This window comes from Aureibaculum luteum (assembly GCF_003449015.1).
Lineage (GTDB): Bacteria > Bacteroidota > Bacteroidia > Flavobacteriales > Flavobacteriaceae > Aureibaculum > Aureibaculum luteum.
In genome coordinates this window covers 434,674-452,275 of sequence record NZ_QRGD01000003.1, presented here as the reverse complement: position 1 = coordinate 452,275, position 17,602 = coordinate 434,674, and the positions used below count along the sequence as shown (strand labels likewise).

Sequence of the window (17,602 nt, the reverse complement as noted above, 5' to 3'; positions counted from 1 at the left end):
TGGATTTAAAATTTTAAAATAATTTTAATTATAAAATTGATTTTGTTCAAGTTTAGGATTTTTATTCAAAGCGTCTTCATGTAGAGGCCATACCAAATTAGCTTCATCACTTAACCCATTTATTGGGTTCATAACGTTTATTGCGTTTCCAGTTCTAACTAAGTCAAACCAACGATGTCCTTCAAAAGACAATTCAATTGATCTTTCATGCAGAATTGTAGCGGCTACATCTCCATAAAGATTTACAGCTTCGGTTTCATTCAATTGAGGTATTCCAGCTCTATTGCGAATTAAGTTTAGTAAACTCAATGCTTCATCTACTTGATTAAGTTGATTATGAGCTTCTGCCTTTAACAATATGATATCAGCTAATCGTAATAATACTATATTGTTTGAAGAAGGTTCAGCACTTTCATCATTAAATCCTTCGCCAAAAAATTTCCATATTTTTCTAGGGTCAGAATTTGATGTATCGTAGATTAAATTTTTTCTTTGGTCACCATCTTCAAATGAGTTTCTAAATGATTCACTTGGAAAATAATCACTATCAGAACCTACAGCATAAAGTGTTCTAAGGCCACTTGTTTGCGTATCGTCATAACCGATTTCAAAAATACTTTCGTTAGAATAGCCTGATGTAAAAATTTTAGACCAGTCACTCATTGAAACTAATGAATATAAGTTATTGTCTAATACTTTTTCCGCACTTACAATTGCATTTTCATAATCCTTTCTCCACATATAAACATGTGTTAATAATGCGTTTGCTGCACCTTGAGTAAATAGAATTCTTGTATTATCTCCAGAGAAAGTTTCTCTACAATATTCAGAAGCAAAAATTAAATCAGTTATTACTTGATCTAATATTTCTTCCTTATTTGTTTTGTCAATAAAAAATTCCTGATCAACACTTTCATAAGGTTCAGTAACTAACGGAACATCTCCCCAAATTTTAACAGCATAAAAATAAGACAATGCTCTTAATGCTCTTGCTTGAGCGATTAATTGAAGGCTAAATTCACTTTCTGTTTCAAAAACTTCTGGAATGTATTTTATAGCATAATTGGCACGACTTATGGTTTCATAAATATTATTCCATCTGGCCGATGTTATTGCTTTGCTCAAAGTGTTTTGTTGCAACGCTAATGGGTCACCTGAATGATTTGTATTAACCGCATCAGCTCTTCCTTCTCCCCAATGAGAAAAGTTAGTACGAAATGTAGACTGAAGGGCATCGTAAATACCATATACTCCCGCTTGAGCATCGGCTGATGTCTGATAGAAACCTTGAGCAGAAAAACTACTAATGGGGTCGTTATCTAAAATATCATCTGAACAAGATAGTGTAAGTAACACAATTAATCCTGTAATTATTTTCTTAAAATTTTTCATGTTTTTTTATTTTTAAAATCCAATATTCAAACCTAACATTATAGTACGACTCTGAGGATATGATCCTTCATCAATACCTTCTCTTAATCCGCTATACGAATTAACATCAGGGTCAAATCCCGTATAACGTGTCCAAGTAATTAAGTTAAGAGCTGAAGCATATACTTCCAGTTTTCTTAAGCCTAATTTTGTTACTACATTATTAGGTATGTTATAACTTAGATTAACATTTTTAAGTTTTATATAAGAACCATCTTCAACCCAACGACTTTGAACTCTACTGTCTGATCGTAAAGGGTCGTCTAATACAGGTTTAGGGAAATCAGTAACATCTCCTTGGTTTCTCCAACGGTCTAAAGCGTCAGTTGATAAGTTGTTGTATCTAACAACTGAATTTCTTTGGTGATTAATTTCACTGTAAATGTCATTACCGTAAGAAAATTGGAAAAAGACTCCTAAGCTTAAACCTTTGTAAGAAAAGTTATTCGTTATCCCACCAAAGAAATCTGGTGTAGCATCTCCAATAATTTGTTGGTCATCTTCATTTATTATATTGTCACCATTAACGTCATCCCAGATAGGGTCACCTCCTTTGTAGATTTGACCAAGTGCTCCATTGGTAACACCATTAACGTTGTCTTCATCTCTAGAATAAACACCGTTAAACTTATAACCATAAAATGTTCCAATTGGTAAACCTTCTTTTAAGATGTGAAAATTACCATTTTGTATAAAACCATTAGTTAATAGGTCATCTGGTAAATCTGTTATTTGATTTTTATTAGAACTGATGTTGAAGTTGGTGTCCCATTTAAAATCACCAACAAGGTTTCTAGAAGTTATAGACAATTCAATTCCTTTATTTTCAATACTACCAATGTTTTGAGTTACATAGGCAAAACCAGTTGTTCTTGGTATAGGCACATTATAAAGTAAATCATCAGTAATCTTCAAGTAAACATCAGCGTTAAGCGTGATTCTATTTTGCAAAAGGGCAATGTCTAAACCTGCATTGTATTGTGTTGTTGTTTCCCATGATAATCCTGAATTCGGCATTACTGATGGTGAAGCACCTGAATTATCTAAATAATTTGAACCTACTATAAATTCACCTTGAGAAGTGTAATTACCAATAGCCTCATTACCTGTCTGACCAACGCTGAATCTTAATTTAGCATCATTTACAATATCTAAATTTTCGAACAATGGCTCATCCGAGAAACGCCATCCAAAAGAAGCAGAAGGAAAATAGCCGAAACGCTTATCCTTACCAAATCGTGAAGATCCATCAGTTCTTAAATTAGCTTCAAATAAGTATTTGCCTTTGTAGTCATAAGAAAGTCTTCCAAAATAAGATAACATGGAGTGTTCAGTTACAATATTTACGTCTTGATTAGAAATTGTACCCGCACCATTCAACGTGGTGATGTTATCACTGGCAAAGAACATACCGTCTAAACCAACTCTTTCGTATTTCCATTTCTGAAAACTCATACCTGCAAGTGCAGATATATTATGGTCTTCCTTTACCGTTTTATTGAAACTCAAATATGTTTCATTACCCCAAGTTAAATTATTGATAGCACGAACAGAACCACTATTGTAGCCAGCTCTATAATCTAGTGTAGAAGGGATAAACTCATCTTCTTTCATTGAGATGTTATCTAAATTAAGGTTACTCCTCAATTTTAAACCATCTACTATTTCGTATTCAAAATATTGACTTCCAATAATTCTATTACTCTGGTTCGTATGTGTAGCTAATTCTGCCAATCCTACAGGGTTTCTCCTACCAAATTGATAACCGTTATAAGAACCGTCAGGTAAATACATAGCAAAAATTGGTGGTCTTACTAATAATTCGCGAATTACACTTAGGTTATTAGTACCGCCCGCATTTATTCTATTGTTTAAACCATGTGTATATGAAATGCTTTGTCCAAAAGTTAATTTTTCAGAAACTTTATAATCAACATTTAATCTAGAAGTTACTCTTTTGTAATTCGAATTTAAAATAACACCATCTTGATTTAGAAAAGAAGTACTCCAAGCATATTTAATATCATCAGATCCACCTCGTACTGCAAGATTAACTTTGTACTGAGGTGCTGTTCTTAATAATTCTTTCTGCCAATCAACATCACCATTGTTTTTCGGATTTAAAGAATCCAAAATAATTCCGTTGGGTGTAGTAGGGTTTTCCATATTATTGTATGCATCAAGAATCACCTGTCTATATTGTGTTGCATTCAATACACTTAGAGTTCTAGATATTTCACTAACTCCAGTGTTGATATTAACATCTATTTGTGCTTTACCTGAAGAACCTCTTTTGGTAGTAATTAAGATTACTCCATTTGCAGCACGTGAGCCGTATATAGCGGTAGACGCTGCGTCTTTTAATATTTCAATAGACTCAATATCACCAGGGTTTATATCTGCTAAAGGGTTAAGTCCGAAGTTTTCTGTACCATTTAATGAAGAAAGCATGTTCGATTCAATGGGAACACCATCAACTACATATAATGGGGAGTTACCAGAATTTAATGAGGAATTACCTCTTATTTTAATTGACATTCCACCACCTGGAGCTCCTGAATTTGAGATTACTTGAACCCCTGCAGCTCTTCCTTGTAGAACAGATATTGGATCCTGTAAGCTTGACTTGTCAATGTCTTCGCTTTTTACAGAAATCACTGATCCTGTTACGTTTATTTTCTTTTTAACACCATAACCTACAATAATTACTTCGTCTAGTTGGTCTGTTAGAGCATTTAAAGTAATGTTTACAATTTTTTCATTACCAATTTTTACTTCTTTCTCTCCATAGCCAACATAGGAAAAGACTAAAATGTCATTTGTGGAAATGTTGTCAAAATTATACTTTCCGTCTAAGTCAGAAGATACACCTCTGATAGAGCCTTTGAGAATAATGCTAACTCCAATTAATGGTTCTCCAGTAACTCCATCTGTTATTTTTCCTGAAACAGATTGGTTTTGAGAAAAACCTGTTGTAATGGAAAAAAGGAGTAAAAAGAAGAAAAAAATTGACTTTTTTACAAATGTCGCTTTGTAAAAATTAATAGGGGGATTTTCAATTAGTTTTTTCATGAATTAAAATTTATGGGTGTCTATTATGACACAAATATAATTAAATATTTTAATTACGCAAACGTTTGCATAAAATTGTCATGCAATTCATTTTAATGTAATCCATTGATACAGTGTGTTTTTTTTATTTAGTGATTTAAATTGTTATTTGCTTGAAGTGATAATAACCTAGTCTTGATGCAAACGTTTGTTGATTTTCAAATGCTATGGTAACGTTGCACTTTAGAGCCGTTTTAATTTGTGAAAATAATTTTGATTCAGATGATTTAAAATTAAAGAGAATGGGACTTGAAGAGTTATGATTGTACCTATATAGTACGTGAGGATAATCTAAATAAAAAAACCTAGACGAAAGTCTAGGTTTTTTTGTACTCGAGATGGGAGTAGGATATACTCAATTGATGCTATTTGAAAACCTCAACAAAATTGGTATAAGGCTTTGTTAAATCAATGTTTACGATAGTTTATAGTCTATAAGCAAAATTTAATCAAATTGATATAAATTGAATGAAGAGTAAAATATGTTTAGCAAATGTTTAGCAAATTAATAATATTCATTATCTTTGGTATGTTCAAACGTTCAAAATATGGCAACAATCAATTATAAACTTCGTAGTAAGTCAGAAAACACACCGATTTATTTAGTACTATCAGCGGGTAGGGGTAAAGTAATATTTAAGAAAATTGGTAAAGAAATTAGTTTCAAGGATTGGAATACTAAAAACGGACTACCAAAACAAAATACACCACACTTAAAAAATTTAACCAAAGAGTTAAGAGCCTTAAAGACTTATGTCATTAATAACCTTGACAATTCAAAAGAAACTACCAAAGAGGATTTGTCGGAATGGTTAGAGTTAAGTATAAATATTTATTTCAAACGCGTTAAAACGACTGAAATAAGTAATTTGGTTACTGATTATATTCAGAATGTTATTGATACTGCAGATACTAAAGTACTATCAAACGGTAAAATCGGATTATCTCAAAACAGGGTTAAGGGTTATAAAACTTTTAAGGGTACGATTGAAAAATATGAAGCCTTTACCGGTAAGAAATTAAAGTTTAAAAATCTAGATGCAAATTTTTCAGATGCTTTTAGAAATTGGTTATTAAAAGAAAATGATTATAGTAAAGGTTACGCAGGTAAAATTATTGATAACCTAAAGGCAATTTGTAAAGATGCTAAACCTAAAGGCGTTGAGATGCATTCCTATGCATTTGATATTCCTATTTTTACAGAACCGAAAGCCGAAAGGGTAATAGTAACTTTATCATTTGAGGAGTTGAGGTTAATTGAAAATTTTGAATTAAAAAATGAATCATTAATTAATGTTAGAAAGTGGTTATTGTTTGGCTGTGAGATTGGGCAAAGGGGGGGCGACCTACTTAATATTACAGAAGATAATTTTAATGTTAGAAATGGTATTGAATATATCGACTTAACGCAACAAAAAACAGGTAAAGAAATTTCAATCGCAGTGAGGTCAGAAGTCAAAGCAATAAAAGAAAGTGGTTTACCGTATAAAATATCTATCCAAAAGTTTAACAATTATTTAAAAATGCTTTGCAAAGATATAGGATTAAATAAACTAACTAAAGGCAGTTTGTTAGATTCTGACACAAAAAGAAAAATCAAAGGCACTTACCCAAAGTATAAATTAATAACTTCACACGTTTGTAGAAGATCCTTTGCAACCAATTATTATTTACATATCCCAACACCAATTTTGATGTATTGCACGGCTCATTCTAAAGAAGCATTGTTTTTATCTTATATCGGAGTAAAAGAGGATAAAGATGAAAACGCTAAGTTAATGTTAGAATATGCAGAATTAATGGAGCAAAAGAAAAAGAGTAAAGTTTCATTAAGTGAAAAAACAAATTTAAAGGTATTAAAAGTATCAAATCAATAATAACAATCTATAAGCAACGTGTAAATAAATGTTCAAATGGAAAATTTAGATTATTTCACTAGACATGTAAGAACCCCTTACGAACTTGATGAAATATTAAAACCTAAACAATATAGAGATGGAGGAGGGATTGATAATGTATCTATTTCAGATTTGGAAGAAAAACTCAACTCTTGTTTTATAAAATTGGAGGATTGGTTAAAGGATGAATTAATTAAATTTATTAAAGATCATTTAGTATATGCAAGAAATGAAACCACACATTTAAAAAAAAGCATCAAGGCACTAAATAAATCTATAAAAAAATTAGAAAAAGAACATCCAATATTAGATATAAATAATCATAATGATTTTGAAATTTTTAATAAAATAAGTAATAAAAAACATCAAGTTATAGAAGAAGAATTTATCATTGATTACTATTTTGAGCAAAAAAAGATTATTAAAGATTGGGCAAAGGAAAAAAGAAAAGAATTAATAAAAATTAATAAAACAAAAAGAAAGGAAGCAGATAAAAGGTTAGATGAAATGTTTGACCGACTATCGCCTGAAAATGATGGAGAAAATTTTAATTATAATAATCTTAAAGAAAAAGAAACTATAGTTTATCCATTTTACTGCGAAATAGGAGCATTGTTTGCACAGGGGTTTATTACCATAGAAAAAAAAGGATTTAATAACGACTATAAATTTAAAGGCGAAAGTTTTTCGGATATTTCAAAATTATCTATACACATCAAAAAAGAAATTTTAAAAACTGAAAAAGCGGTACGACAATACGTAAACGATACATTGCAAGATGCTGGGCAAAAAAATTTCTACAATTCAAAAACTATGATGAATAAAATTGCCGTCTACTGCAATGAACGGAATATTGAAACAACTACTGATTTTCAGAACATTTATACTAAATTAAATAATCTGCACTAAATCTGCACCAGTGCAGTAGTTTGGTGCAGGGCAACTTGCATTAATCTTGTCGAAGTATTAATCAAAAATATTTCGAAAATGGAAACAGTACAGTTTATTTCAACATCGCCTTCGGCATTAGTTAATCTAATCAATGAAGCCGTTAAATGTCAATTAGACAACCTTAAAAAAGAATTTCAACCCAAAGAACCTACAAAGTACGTTACCCGTCAATATGTAGCGGATGAAATGTTACATTGCGACCTATCCACGGTACACAATTTAACCGTCAAAGGCATATTAATTAAATACGCTATTGGCGGACGTGTTCTGTATATCCGTGATGAGGTGGAAAATGCTATTGTTCAACTTAAAAAATAAGACAATGGCAACGCAAATACCTCAACCAATTACCCACTTGTTCAAAGAAATAAACGAGGGTAAATATAAAACCACGAAACATTACGAGTTATTGGAGATGCTTAACGGCAGAACTTTACTTTCAAATTTCCTTAACATTAGTAAAAACCAAAATTGTGCCTTATCAATGCCTGAATACTGGATAAAGATAAGACAGGGCAAAAAATGGAGTAAATGCCTAACAGGATTATTTATAACATCTAAAACGAACCTCTACAAAGGCGATATTAATCGTAAAAGAGATTTAGTAGTATTTAAGTTTTCAGATGATACTAGTACACTATTGGTTTATTACTTTCAGAACAACTATACAACCGATTTAAGCAAGGTTTTGCCATTCATTAACAATTAGTCCAAATAAAAAAAAGGGGTGTTCAAAGCCCCTTTTAATTTGTTCAAATGTTAGGGAATACGGCAACGCATACCCTTATCGCAAATATACAAAAATGCCTTTATATAATTATACTGCAATAAGTATTAAAAATTAATACCCTCATAAGTAGATTGACAAGATTAGATTCCATATCATTAACAACACCGACTGACTTAATACAGGATATTAATTTTAAAAAATTTACTCATTCTAAAGTTAAAACCTCAAAGGGTGTAATAAAAAATAATTATATTTTAGAAAGTAGCATAACTGGCATTAATAAAATAATAGTGAATTACGATAGTGATACGGTAAGAATTAATTTAAGTAGTAAAATTTTAGGTTTAGATTATCCAAAAGGAATTTGCATTGATACAATTGAACAAGTAGTCACGAATATTAATAAAAGTGGTATTGTTTTGTTGCCTGATTTTATTAAATATAGTACTTTAAAGTCGGTTGATGTAAAAAATGATTTAAAATTAAGTTCACCTAAAAACTATATCCAATCGTTAAATAATTTAATAGCACCTAACTTTACAAAAGCAAAGTACCCTAGTGGTATTACATTTAATGAAAACATACAACGAACGCCATTAAGGTTAACTGGCTATCTTAAGGGGTATGAAATGCTAAAGCATAAGAGTTTCTATAAACATTACCCTACCCTTTTAGGTGTATTTGATGATGTATTAAGAATAGAAACTAGATTATCAAAAATGGCAACAATTAGAAAATATTTAAAAAGTACAAACCTTGTTGATGTCCTTAATTTTAAAAACTTAAATTACAATACACTTACTAAAATCATAGATAATCAAACCAAAATACAGTCAATCTTAAACACTACTAATATGACAAACCCACAAGAAAAAAACTTTGCACATATTTTTTATTTAAACGATATATATAATGGCGACTTTGAAAGCATCATGAGACATATAAAAAGTAAGTTAAGTAAGAATACGAAAGCAACCCACCAAAGAAAAGTCGTAAAGTACAATTTAGCATTAATTAACAACTCTAAAAACCAAGATACTATGCAGAACATCAAAGAAATGCAAGAAGCATTGTTAGATGGTTAAATAGGCTTAGAATCGCACATCAAAAGTAACTGTTTAATATTAATCTTGAATAAAATATTTTTTTATTACGCTGTCAACACCTGTAAAAGCAGATATTGTTAAGGTTAAATGAAATTATCTCATTTATTTTTATAGCCTGAAGGTTATAAATAGTAACAATTCAGAGAACATATTACATGATGAAAAAAGTCAATAAATTCAGATAGAGCCAATTAAATAAAAGGATTTGTGGTATTTATGTTGCATATCAAATATTATAGTAAAAATGTTATTATGGATGAAATTGATTCATAATTTGTCTATTAAATTAGATTGTAGGGTACTAAGGTCACATTGATAAAAAAGTCAAAAAAATTTAAAAGTTTAACTAAAGTTAATAGGGGTATGGGTTTATTTATTCCTTATACCCCTTTTAAAAATGTATGAGGATTAACCATACTAGGCACTAGTAAATAATTAAACTTTGTATTTAATAAATCTCTTTAAGGATTGTGGTTTAAAGCTTTATTCCTTGTTATCCTTCCTTCGTTCCATTGTATTTCTAAAGGCTATTATTCTTGCACGTTCATTTTCCGTTAGTTTCGGGAGTGTTTTTTCCTCTAAGGTGTTTATTGTTGTTCTGAGGTCATTTTCAAGTTGATTTATTCTTGATTTTTGACTTGTAATTAGTTCTTTTTGTTTCTGCTTCTTTTCACTTATTTCATCCATTCTCATTTTAGAAACGAAATAAAAAGCAATAAATCCAAATAGTATTATTATTTGATCCCAATATGGTCTTGTTTCTAAATAATTATAAAATCCTGGAGCAATAACTAAAAAGACTGAAACTACAAATGACATAAATATAGAAAAAGCGGATATACAAGCAACTATTAATACTAATATTTGAATTGGTTTTTTAAAATTTAAAAAATCAATTGGTGCAGAAGAATTAAAATCAAAGTTTTTATAAATTTTACTTAATATGAAATAAAGACCCATTAATATCAATACTTTTGAAATCAAAATAAAATCTATCATAATTTATATTTTATATTAATACTGTTTATATTTATTGAAGAAGGCTTGCTATGTTTCATTTAGTTCTCTTGAGATTTTAAAAATTAGATAAAAATATAATAATATTATACTTAATACTTCAACTAATTATTAATTTAGTGGTTTAAATATTAATCATGCCAAGAAAAATATCAAAAAAAGAATCCACTTTTAATGCAGAGCGTACAGGTATAACAGATGAGCAATTTAAACTGGAATTATTGTATTCGCAACAAATTAAGATTGATAAATTAGAAAAAATAAGAAACAACCTATCTACTATTGTATGGGTTATCGCTATTATTTTAATCTTATCAATTATTGGCGTGTTATTGCGAGGTAGGTAGTAGATTTTAAATAAATAAAAACTGGATAATTTTTTATACAATGAGAAACGTCACACTACTATTGTTATTAATTCCTTTTGTTATACAATCTCAAGTCAATTCATTTAGCAACTTTAAAGTAGATAAGGGGCGTATTGTTTGGCAAAGAATTTTTGAAGATTCTATACAATTACAAGATTTAAAAAGAAGCCTTAAGTTAACTTTTGAAAATGTAGGTAGTGATTACCTTGATTTTAATAAAGATTTCAATCGTGAAGATTTAAAACATTACGGACATAGAGTAGGTACATTTCCAATGTATACATCGTTGGGAGGAGATTTAAAAGGTAAAATTGAATTTAAGGAAAGTAAGTATAGAGTTACAATTAACCTAATTAGAGTTAAGACAAATCGAATGGTAGGTTTACAATTAACAGATAAATATGATTATGATGATTTATCAAGGTTTGTGATTAGAAGTGATAATATTAAGATAAATAAGTCCACCAAAAAAGCATTATCAATGTATAATAATTTTTTTGAGGATTTATTTACTGTAAAAGAAGATAATGAAGATTGGTAGTATTAATTGAATAAGTCTAAAAATATCTTATTATTTACAACAATAATTTAGAATAATTTTAAATTACAGTTTTGCTACAAATTGAATCAATCACTTATTCATTCTGTAAGTAGTTTTGTTAAATGAATTATACAGAATACTTTAGTAACATTGTCAAGCGAAATGGAGTACCAAATTTGAGTAAAGACCAATTTCGTAGGTTTATGAACATTGTAAGTATTGAAAGTAAAATTTTGGAACTTGAAAGCCTAAATTTTAACAGTCCTGTTATTTATAAAATTATTGAATTAAAGAAAACTAAATTGTCAAATCTTACAAAAAGATTGGTGCCAATTGAACTACTTAATGAAATGATAAAATTATCAAAAGTTTGAATAAGGATAAAATTATTAAATTAGTAGTCTAATATTAAACTATGGAGGGTACATCAGCACCAAAAGCAAGTTGTAAAGAACCCCAAAACACAAACAGTTTTGATGATTTTGGTAAATATACTTTGATTTATGGTATTGCCTTTGTAGTGATTGCCTATATTTTACAATACTTCAATATTATTTAAAAATGACCCTTTACGAGTTTTTATTATTGAATAAGCAAGAACAGTTTAATTCAATTTGGAATTTAGGCACTTTTTTAGATACTGTTATCGAGGGCAGTTTTAAAATTAATGTTTACGCAATAGATATGTTTTTTGTTGAGGTGGTTTATGATGCTCAATCAAATAAGATAATTGAAAATAGACCTTTTAAAGAGGGGTATAGGTTAAATAAATATTCAAAAAATCTTAACAATTACTTCATGAAATAAAAAGGTATTCCCCTTTATCAATGGGTGTTTTTCCTCTTGATTATAATTATTGTTGTAGTTTGATCGATTTGTTTTAATTTTATAATTTTGAAAATCCAGTTTAAAAAACTTTAGCAATAAAAATCTCACTACAATTGTAACTTTAACAGATATATTAATTATTCTAAGTATTTAGGTGGCTATAATTAATGCTGGAATAATTCTCTATATAATTTCAATTTTAGTTTCAACTGTTAGTAAAAGAAAACTATTGTAAAGAATTACACTACTATTATTGATTATTGTTTTAATTTTATTTGGAAAAAGTAAAGGCAGAAGTGAGAGTGAAGTGATGTGAAGTGGTCAGATTTGTCTAACTTTAAATTAGTAATTGGTTGAAAATACTATTTATGAGGATTAAATACACCGTCTTAAGCGGACATATTAAGCATGATAGTGAAGAATGTGTAATTCAATTTGCTTTAGTCTCAGAAAAAAAAGGAGTTTATAGTGTTGAAACATTTTTGTCAGATCCCACTTTTTTCGAAAGAACAGATAACTCATATTATTATTCATTAGTCGGTATTACTGAAAAGGGATATGATATTGAAATTTCAGGTTTGTTTTGTTCAACTTATACTGAAAATAACCAAAAAGCGAAGTTTAAATGCTATGGAAATATTAAATTAGAAGATAATAAAAAGGAGCGACCAAAACAAGAGAGTTATGAAGATGTTGAAGACAATTTTATTTACGCAATTGAAATTGATGGTTTGAAAATCGAATTCAGCGACTCAACAACAATTAATGAATATAGAAATGGTTCTCAAATAAATAAATTCGGTAATTTTAAATTTGACCATACATCTATAGGGTTTTTCATAAATCATAAGGATTTTATTTGCAACTTTTTCAATATGGTCTTAACTAGAAATACAAGAAATAAAAATATACTCATCGATTTCAGAGATCCGTCAAGTTCTTGCCGGCTATTATATAAGAATTACTTAAAATTTAGGGACGAGCTTTTAAGTTTTTTATCTTTTATAAATGGCTCAATTGTTATTTTAAAGAAAGAGTATACTGGATGGTATATTTCTGAAAAAGGGTTAGGGGAAAAAACACTAGATGCTCAGTTAGTAAATTTATACTCTAGAAAAGAAATTACAAAGATAAGTTCATCTGATTATTTACCAATAAATGATTATCGAGGGGATACAAATGAAGTGTTTTCAAAAATGTTTTTTCAAGGCTTTGATAAATTTTATCACTTAGGACAGGAGCTTGATTTTAAGTCATTAATATTATCATTAAATTCTACCAATGAAATAAACATAGAAGAGCGATATTTTATATTAATTACGGCATTGGAGAAAGTTAGCAAAAATCACTTACATAATTCAACCGATACACCAAGTGAATTAATTTCTACTGAACTTTTTAAAAATACGATACAAGCAAAAATAATTGAGACTATAAAAAAATTCAAAGATGAAATAGATAAAGAAAATAAAACAGCATGGAGTATTTTTTTATCTAAAATAGGAAACTTGAATAAACTTCATAAGGGAGAAACTACAAACAAACTTTATAGTTTTTTAAATTATGCAAAAATTCCACTTAATGAAGAAGTAAAAAGTTTAGTGAATATTGAACGGAATATAGCAGTGCATGAGGGAGATTTTGGTGAAAATGACAATGAACGGCTAAAGAATTATTACAAACTTGATCATATTTTAAGAGATTGTATTTTAAATTTAATAAATTATGATGGTGTTAGAAAAAGAAGGTTTAATTATGACAAATAAACGTAGGAATATTTACTATTAAAAGTAAATTATATTAAGATTTTTCCTTAATACCAGTTTTTTGACAACTGCAAATGTGTCTTATAAATGTTATGAAATGGAATATTATCTAAAATAAATATATACTAGTTGTTAATTCTCAAATTTACTTAAATCAACTAAGGGAAATGTTATATCATTCATTTGAGTATTCATTAGTTTTATAGAAATCATACCTCTTATTCCACCTATACAAATATTTAATAGTTTTCTAATAAAATCCTCTGGGGGCGAAAATTCTCCTTTTTCATTCAAAAGTTTATCAAAATCAATCACTCTAAATAAAGTAGAGCTTTTAATACCAAAAATATTTTCTTTCTTTTTTGAATTTTGAGCCTTATAATAACAATCATTTTCTATATCAATTGTCACCAACTGTTTTTCAATGTTATGTCCTATTTTCATAACAAGTCCAAACTCAACACCATCCTTTGTTAAATTGTCCTTACTTTCAAAATCATGCATGTAAAAACCATATGGGCGGACACTTATAATTTCTACCCTGATTTCTTCGAGTTTCTTAATTTTACTTTTAGTTTTTGACATCATCTATAATTCTATAAATTCTAGCCTTTTTGTATGTAATTTACTAGACATTACAGGTTCAATTTTGATATTATCTCTTTCTAATTTACTCTCTTCATCATAAATTTTAAAACTCCAACAATCAGAGGGGTTACTTTCACAAGCCCCAATTTTTATATTTCTATATTTTGACTTTGTATAGGTGTAATTAATTTTAACTTTAATCTCATTCAATTTTAGCAATTGCCCTTTTAATCTCGATATCAATTCTTCTTTCTCATGGAGTAGCTCCTCGTAAAACTTGATTTTACTTGATTTAGAAACTATTAAATCAGTTCCTAAAGTAGCACCTATTTTCCGTACAGTTTTGAATGTGAAGTTGTGTAATCCTGTCAGCCATTTACTTATTTCAGATTCTGACTTGTCCATTAATCTTGCTAAATCTGCAGGAGTCATACCCTCTTGTTTTAAAACGGTATAAATCTCATTAGCAATATCAATCGATCCAAAAACATCATTCTGAATTTCCTTAGGAATTTCTTCCAACATTTTCAAATAAGCTTTTGAAGCCATATTATTTTTTTTGATAAGTTAGTCTAAAATTTTTTTCAGTTTTAATATCTTTTCCTTTTAAATTCCATTCCCCACGTTTTTTTGAAAAATGAAATTGTGATGAAATAGATTGAGCGAACATTAATTTTTCAAAACAAGTCGGACTATCTCTTGCAGCATCACTTTCTTTAATTCCACCACTTACTAATATTACAACATCCATACTTAGGACAATACAATATAACCTGAGGCTTAAATTTTTTTTGTCTAGTGAATAATCAAGTTTTCTTATTGTTTTTGTCGGTGGTGGTAGAGCAGAAGCATTGTCTTCAGGCCTAAAATATTGATCATCAGCTCCAAATTTTTCACCAATCTGGGCTATCCAAAGCTTTAGAAAATTAATACAGTACAGATATTCTTCTTTATATTCATCTATAAATTTTTGATATTCTGTTTTCTCTTCATCAATAAATTTTAATGTATAGTATCTCACTTTCGTAAAATCTAAATTTTCATCTTTTATGATTTCTATTTGAAACTTCACTTATAAGTTAACTTTGTAAATGTATATTTATTTTGTTACTTGACAACATTATTTTTCAAATATAATTATATTTTAAACATATATTAACTTTTGTTTAACGAAAAAAACCATTTTATAATGGATTCACAGCATCAAGGTACGTATGAACTAGAAAATAATTCCTAGAATAATTGTTATATTTTAAATAATAAATCACAAAAGAAAAACCAAGTTTCTTAAAATAGTAAAATTTCTTATTAAATCCAATTATTTTAAAATGTTTAGCATATGTTTAGCAAAACGTAAATAAAAAAACCTCAACTTTCTAATAAACAGATAGTTGAGGTTTTAAAAAGTACTCGAGATGGGACTTGAACCCATACGGACATTACTGTCCACTGGATTTTAAGTCCAGCGTGTCTACCAATTCCACCACTCGAGCCTGTTTATCGTTTGCACGACAACAAATTGGTATATATTATGAATGAGCGAAAAACGGGATTCGAACCCGCGACCTCCACCTTGGCAAGGTGATGCTCTACCCCTGAGCTACTTTCGCGTTTTTTAAAGAACATGGCGTTATCATCTCAAACGCGAGGGCAAATTTAATATAATTATATAAATTGCAAAGCCTTTTTTGGTTTTTTTTAAAAATGATCTGTAAAGTCTCTATTTTACTGTCGGTTGTATCAAATTAATAAATATATTTGCACCACTTTAGTAATAATTTATGAATACTTCATTGGGTACTATCGCAAAAAAGCAATCATTCGCATCGACTTTAGATAATTTAAAGCAATTAACAAAGTTTGGATTATCAATTAGTGTAGTCTTTTCTGCTTTGGCTGGATATTTATTAGCTGCAGAATCTGTACAAATATCAACACTCTTTTTATTGGCAATTGGTGGCTATTTTATGGTTGGAGCATCAAATGCTTTTAATCAGATTATAGAAAAAGATTCAGACAAATTAATGAAGCGTACTATGAACAGACCATTGCCTACGGGCAGAATGTCTGTGAATACAGCTTTAATTATTGCAGGAACCAGTACCGTTTTAGGTATTGCAATTTTATATATGATAAACCCTAAAACAGCTATGTTTGGGGCCATTTCTATATTTTTATATACAAGTATTTATACACCCTTAAAACCTAAAACACCATTGGTGGTTTTTGTAGGTGCATTGCCAGGTGCTATTCCCTTTATGTTAGGTTGGGTAGCCGCGACCAATCATTTTGGTATTGAAGCAGGAATGTTATTTATGATTCAGTTTTTTTGGCAGTTCCCACATTTTTGGGCCATAGGTTGGTTACAATACGATGAATATAAAAAAGCTGGGTTTAATATGTTACCCACTGGAGAGAAGAATAGAAAAGCAACAACACAAATTATATTGTATACTATTTGGATGATTGTTGTTTCTGTATTTCCGGTCTTTAAGTTAACGGGTAGTTTATATTTATCACCAGTGGCAGCAGTTTTAATTTTTATAGCAGGTATCGTAATGTTATATTACGGTATTAAATTACACAAAGAACAAACGGATAAATTAGCGAGAAAATTAATGTTGTCAAGTGTTTTTTATATAACACTAATACAAGTAATTTACGTAATCGATAAATTTTTACATTAAAATGATCATGGACGCTCAAATAAGAAGTAGAACTTCGAAACAAATGATGTACGTTGCCATCATTAGTATGATAATGATGTTTGCTGGTTTAACTAGTGCATATGTTATAAGTAGTAATCGTGAAGATTGGGTTTCTTTTGATTTGCCTCAAGCCCTATATATTAGCACGCTATTAATTATTTTAAGCAGTATTAGTTATTTTTTAGCAAAAAAAAGTATTCTAAAAAATAAGAGATCACAAACAACAATTTTTTTAGTAATTACGTTAGTGTTGGCTGTTGGATTTGTATTTTTTCAATTCGAAGGATTTAATCAATTAAGAGAAGTAGGCTTATATTTTACCGGAGAAGGCAGTGTTGTATCTTCATCATTGCTGGTCGTAATATCATTTGCTCACTTGCTGCATGTTGCGGCAGGTCTAGTAGTTTTGCTAGTTGTTCTTTTTAGACATTTAAATAATAAATACAGTGCCGATAATGCGTTAGGCTTAGAGGTGGGTGGAATTTTTTGGCATTTTGTTGATTTTTTATGGATTTTCCTATTTTTATTTTTCTATTTCATTACATAATAAAAATTGGTG

18 protein-coding genes and 2 tRNA genes are annotated in these 17,602 nt (G+C 29.1%); 12 read left to right on the top strand and 8 right to left on the bottom strand.

All coding sequences use genetic code 11. The features are described 5' to 3' along the window. Positions 1–24: 24 nt before the first annotated feature. Both D3P13_RS10180 and D3P13_RS10175 read right to left on the bottom strand, forming a co-directional pair. Positions 25–1,392: a RagB/SusD family nutrient uptake outer membrane protein gene (locus D3P13_RS10180; RefSeq protein ID WP_117881979.1), complete on the bottom strand. Its 1,368-nt coding sequence runs from the start codon at positions 1,390–1,392 to the stop codon at positions 25–27. A gap of 12 nt (positions 1,393–1,404) precedes the next feature. Continuing rightward, the gene (locus D3P13_RS10175) at positions 1,405–4,503 is read right to left on the bottom strand and encodes a SusC/RagA family TonB-linked outer membrane protein (protein ID WP_117881977.1); all 3,099 of its coding nucleotides are present in this window, start codon (positions 4,501–4,503) and stop codon (positions 1,405–1,407) included. 587 nt (positions 4,504–5,090) lie between these two features. On the opposite strand from D3P13_RS10175, the gene D3P13_RS10170 reads away from it, so the two are divergent. From D3P13_RS10170 to D3P13_RS10150, 5 genes are all read left to right on the top strand, one after another. After that, positions 5,091–6,419, top strand: a complete 1,329-nt coding sequence (locus tag D3P13_RS10170) for a phage integrase SAM-like domain-containing protein (protein ID WP_117881975.1) — start codon at positions 5,091–5,093, stop codon at positions 6,417–6,419. A gap of 36 nt (positions 6,420–6,455) precedes the next feature. Beyond that, on the top strand, positions 6,456–7,349 hold the full coding sequence (locus D3P13_RS10165; protein WP_117881973.1) for a hypothetical protein: 894 nt from the start codon (positions 6,456–6,458) through the stop codon (positions 7,347–7,349). Positions 7,350–7,427: 78 nt separating this feature from the next. Next, positions 7,428–7,709 carry a MerR family transcriptional regulator gene (locus tag D3P13_RS10160; protein ID WP_117881971.1) on the top strand — a complete coding sequence of 94 codons (282 nt, stop codon included), beginning with the start codon at positions 7,428–7,430 and terminating at the stop codon, positions 7,707–7,709. A 4-nt stretch (positions 7,710–7,713) separates the two neighbouring features. Continuing rightward, positions 7,714–8,100 (top strand): hypothetical protein, encoded by a 387-nt coding sequence (locus tag D3P13_RS10155; protein ID WP_157972889.1) that lies wholly within the window; start codon positions 7,714–7,716, stop codon positions 8,098–8,100. A 311-nt stretch (positions 8,101–8,411) separates the two neighbouring features. Then, positions 8,412–9,206, top strand: coding sequence for a hypothetical protein (locus D3P13_RS10150; RefSeq protein ID WP_157972888.1), 795 nt, complete (start codon positions 8,412–8,414; stop codon positions 9,204–9,206). A gap of 504 nt (positions 9,207–9,710) precedes the next feature. On the opposite strand, the gene D3P13_RS10145 is transcribed toward D3P13_RS10150, so the two are convergent. After that, positions 9,711–10,226 (bottom strand): hypothetical protein, encoded by a 516-nt coding sequence (locus tag D3P13_RS10145; RefSeq protein WP_157972887.1) that lies wholly within the window; start codon positions 10,224–10,226, stop codon positions 9,711–9,713. Positions 10,227–10,381: 155 nt separating this feature from the next. Here D3P13_RS10145 and D3P13_RS10140 point away from each other — a divergent pair, with 155 nt between their 5' ends. From D3P13_RS10140 to D3P13_RS10120, 5 genes are all read left to right on the top strand, one after another. Beyond that, positions 10,382–10,591: a hypothetical protein gene (locus D3P13_RS10140; protein WP_117881964.1), complete on the top strand. Its 210-nt coding sequence runs from the start codon at positions 10,382–10,384 to the stop codon at positions 10,589–10,591. 40 nt (positions 10,592–10,631) lie between these two features. Next, entirely contained in the window at positions 10,632–11,153 is a 522-nt protein-coding gene (locus D3P13_RS10135) for a hypothetical protein (protein ID WP_117881962.1), read from the top strand. 415 nt (positions 11,154–11,568) lie between these two features. Continuing rightward, positions 11,569–11,712 carry a hypothetical protein gene (locus tag D3P13_RS21920; protein ID WP_157972886.1) on the top strand — a complete coding sequence of 48 codons (144 nt, stop codon included), beginning with the start codon at positions 11,569–11,571 and terminating at the stop codon, positions 11,710–11,712. A 2-nt stretch (positions 11,713–11,714) separates the two neighbouring features. Continuing rightward, positions 11,715–11,960, top strand: a complete 246-nt coding sequence (locus D3P13_RS10125; RefSeq protein WP_117881958.1) for a hypothetical protein — start codon at positions 11,715–11,717, stop codon at positions 11,958–11,960. Between the two features lie 389 nt (positions 11,961–12,349). Further along, on the top strand, positions 12,350–13,747 hold the full coding sequence (locus D3P13_RS10120) for a hypothetical protein (RefSeq protein ID WP_117881956.1): 1,398 nt from the start codon (positions 12,350–12,352) through the stop codon (positions 13,745–13,747). A gap of 132 nt (positions 13,748–13,879) precedes the next feature. Here D3P13_RS10120 and D3P13_RS10115 read toward each other — a convergent pair whose 3' ends face one another. The 5 genes from D3P13_RS10115 to D3P13_RS10095 form a co-directional block, all read right to left on the bottom strand. Continuing rightward, on the bottom strand, positions 13,880–14,332 hold the full coding sequence (locus D3P13_RS10115) for a hypothetical protein (protein ID WP_157972885.1): 453 nt from the start codon (positions 14,330–14,332) through the stop codon (positions 13,880–13,882). A 3-nt stretch (positions 14,333–14,335) separates the two neighbouring features. Further along, entirely contained in the window at positions 14,336–14,884 is a 549-nt protein-coding gene (locus D3P13_RS10110) for a helix-turn-helix domain-containing protein (protein ID WP_117881952.1), read from the bottom strand. Position 14,885: 1 nt separating this feature from the next. Further along, positions 14,886–15,407, bottom strand: a complete 522-nt coding sequence (locus tag D3P13_RS10105) for a hypothetical protein (RefSeq protein ID WP_117881950.1) — start codon at positions 15,405–15,407, stop codon at positions 14,886–14,888. Positions 15,408–15,742: 335 nt separating this feature from the next. Next, positions 15,743–15,828: transfer RNA gene (locus D3P13_RS10100), tRNA-Leu, on the bottom strand. Positions 15,829–15,873: 45 nt separating this feature from the next. Then, a tRNA-Gly gene (locus tag D3P13_RS10095) sits at positions 15,874–15,945 on the bottom strand. A gap of 171 nt (positions 15,946–16,116) precedes the next feature. Here D3P13_RS10095 and cyoE point away from each other — a divergent pair. After that, positions 16,117–17,022 (top strand): heme o synthase, encoded by a 906-nt coding sequence (gene cyoE / locus D3P13_RS10090; RefSeq protein ID WP_117881948.1) that lies wholly within the window; start codon positions 16,117–16,119, stop codon positions 17,020–17,022. Positions 17,023–17,029: 7 nt separating this feature from the next. Beyond that, positions 17,030–17,590: a cytochrome c oxidase subunit 3 gene (locus tag D3P13_RS10085; RefSeq protein WP_232829169.1), complete on the top strand. Its 561-nt coding sequence runs from the start codon at positions 17,030–17,032 to the stop codon at positions 17,588–17,590. Positions 17,591–17,602 lie beyond the last annotated feature (12 nt).

Excerpts from the sequence above, each read along its gene's own strand:
- D3P13_RS10180 (WP_117881979.1), bottom strand. The coding sequence starts at position 1,392 with ATGAAAAATTTTAAGAAAATAATTACAGGATTAATTGTGTTACTTACA.
- D3P13_RS10175 (WP_117881977.1), bottom strand. The coding sequence starts at position 4,503 with ATGAAAAAACTAATTGAAAATCCCCCTATTAATTTTTACAAAGCGACA.
- D3P13_RS10170 (WP_117881975.1), top strand. The coding sequence starts at position 5,091 with ATGGCAACAATCAATTATAAACTTCGTAGTAAGTCAGAAAACACACCG.
- D3P13_RS10165 (WP_117881973.1), top strand. The coding sequence starts at position 6,456 with ATGGAAAATTTAGATTATTTCACTAGACATGTAAGAACCCCTTACGAA.
- D3P13_RS10160 (WP_117881971.1), top strand. The coding sequence starts at position 7,428 with ATGGAAACAGTACAGTTTATTTCAACATCGCCTTCGGCATTAGTTAAT.
- D3P13_RS10155 (WP_157972889.1), top strand. The coding sequence starts at position 7,714 with ATGGCAACGCAAATACCTCAACCAATTACCCACTTGTTCAAAGAAATA.
- D3P13_RS10145 (WP_157972887.1), bottom strand. The coding sequence starts at position 10,226 with ATGATAGATTTTATTTTGATTTCAAAAGTATTGATATTAATGGGTCTT.
- D3P13_RS10140 (WP_117881964.1), top strand. The coding sequence starts at position 10,382 with ATGCCAAGAAAAATATCAAAAAAAGAATCCACTTTTAATGCAGAGCGT.
- D3P13_RS10135 (WP_117881962.1), top strand. The coding sequence starts at position 10,632 with ATGAGAAACGTCACACTACTATTGTTATTAATTCCTTTTGTTATACAA.
- D3P13_RS21920 (WP_157972886.1), top strand. The coding sequence starts at position 11,569 with ATGGAGGGTACATCAGCACCAAAAGCAAGTTGTAAAGAACCCCAAAAC.
- D3P13_RS10125 (WP_117881958.1), top strand. The coding sequence starts at position 11,715 with ATGACCCTTTACGAGTTTTTATTATTGAATAAGCAAGAACAGTTTAAT.
- D3P13_RS10120 (WP_117881956.1), top strand. The coding sequence starts at position 12,350 with ATGAGGATTAAATACACCGTCTTAAGCGGACATATTAAGCATGATAGT.
- D3P13_RS10115 (WP_157972885.1), bottom strand. The coding sequence starts at position 14,332 with ATGTCAAAAACTAAAAGTAAAATTAAGAAACTCGAAGAAATCAGGGTA.
- D3P13_RS10110 (WP_117881952.1), bottom strand. The coding sequence starts at position 14,884 with ATGGCTTCAAAAGCTTATTTGAAAATGTTGGAAGAAATTCCTAAGGAA.
- cyoE (WP_117881948.1), top strand. The coding sequence starts at position 16,117 with ATGAATACTTCATTGGGTACTATCGCAAAAAAGCAATCATTCGCATCG.
- D3P13_RS10085 (WP_232829169.1), top strand. The coding sequence starts at position 17,030 with ATGGACGCTCAAATAAGAAGTAGAACTTCGAAACAAATGATGTACGTT.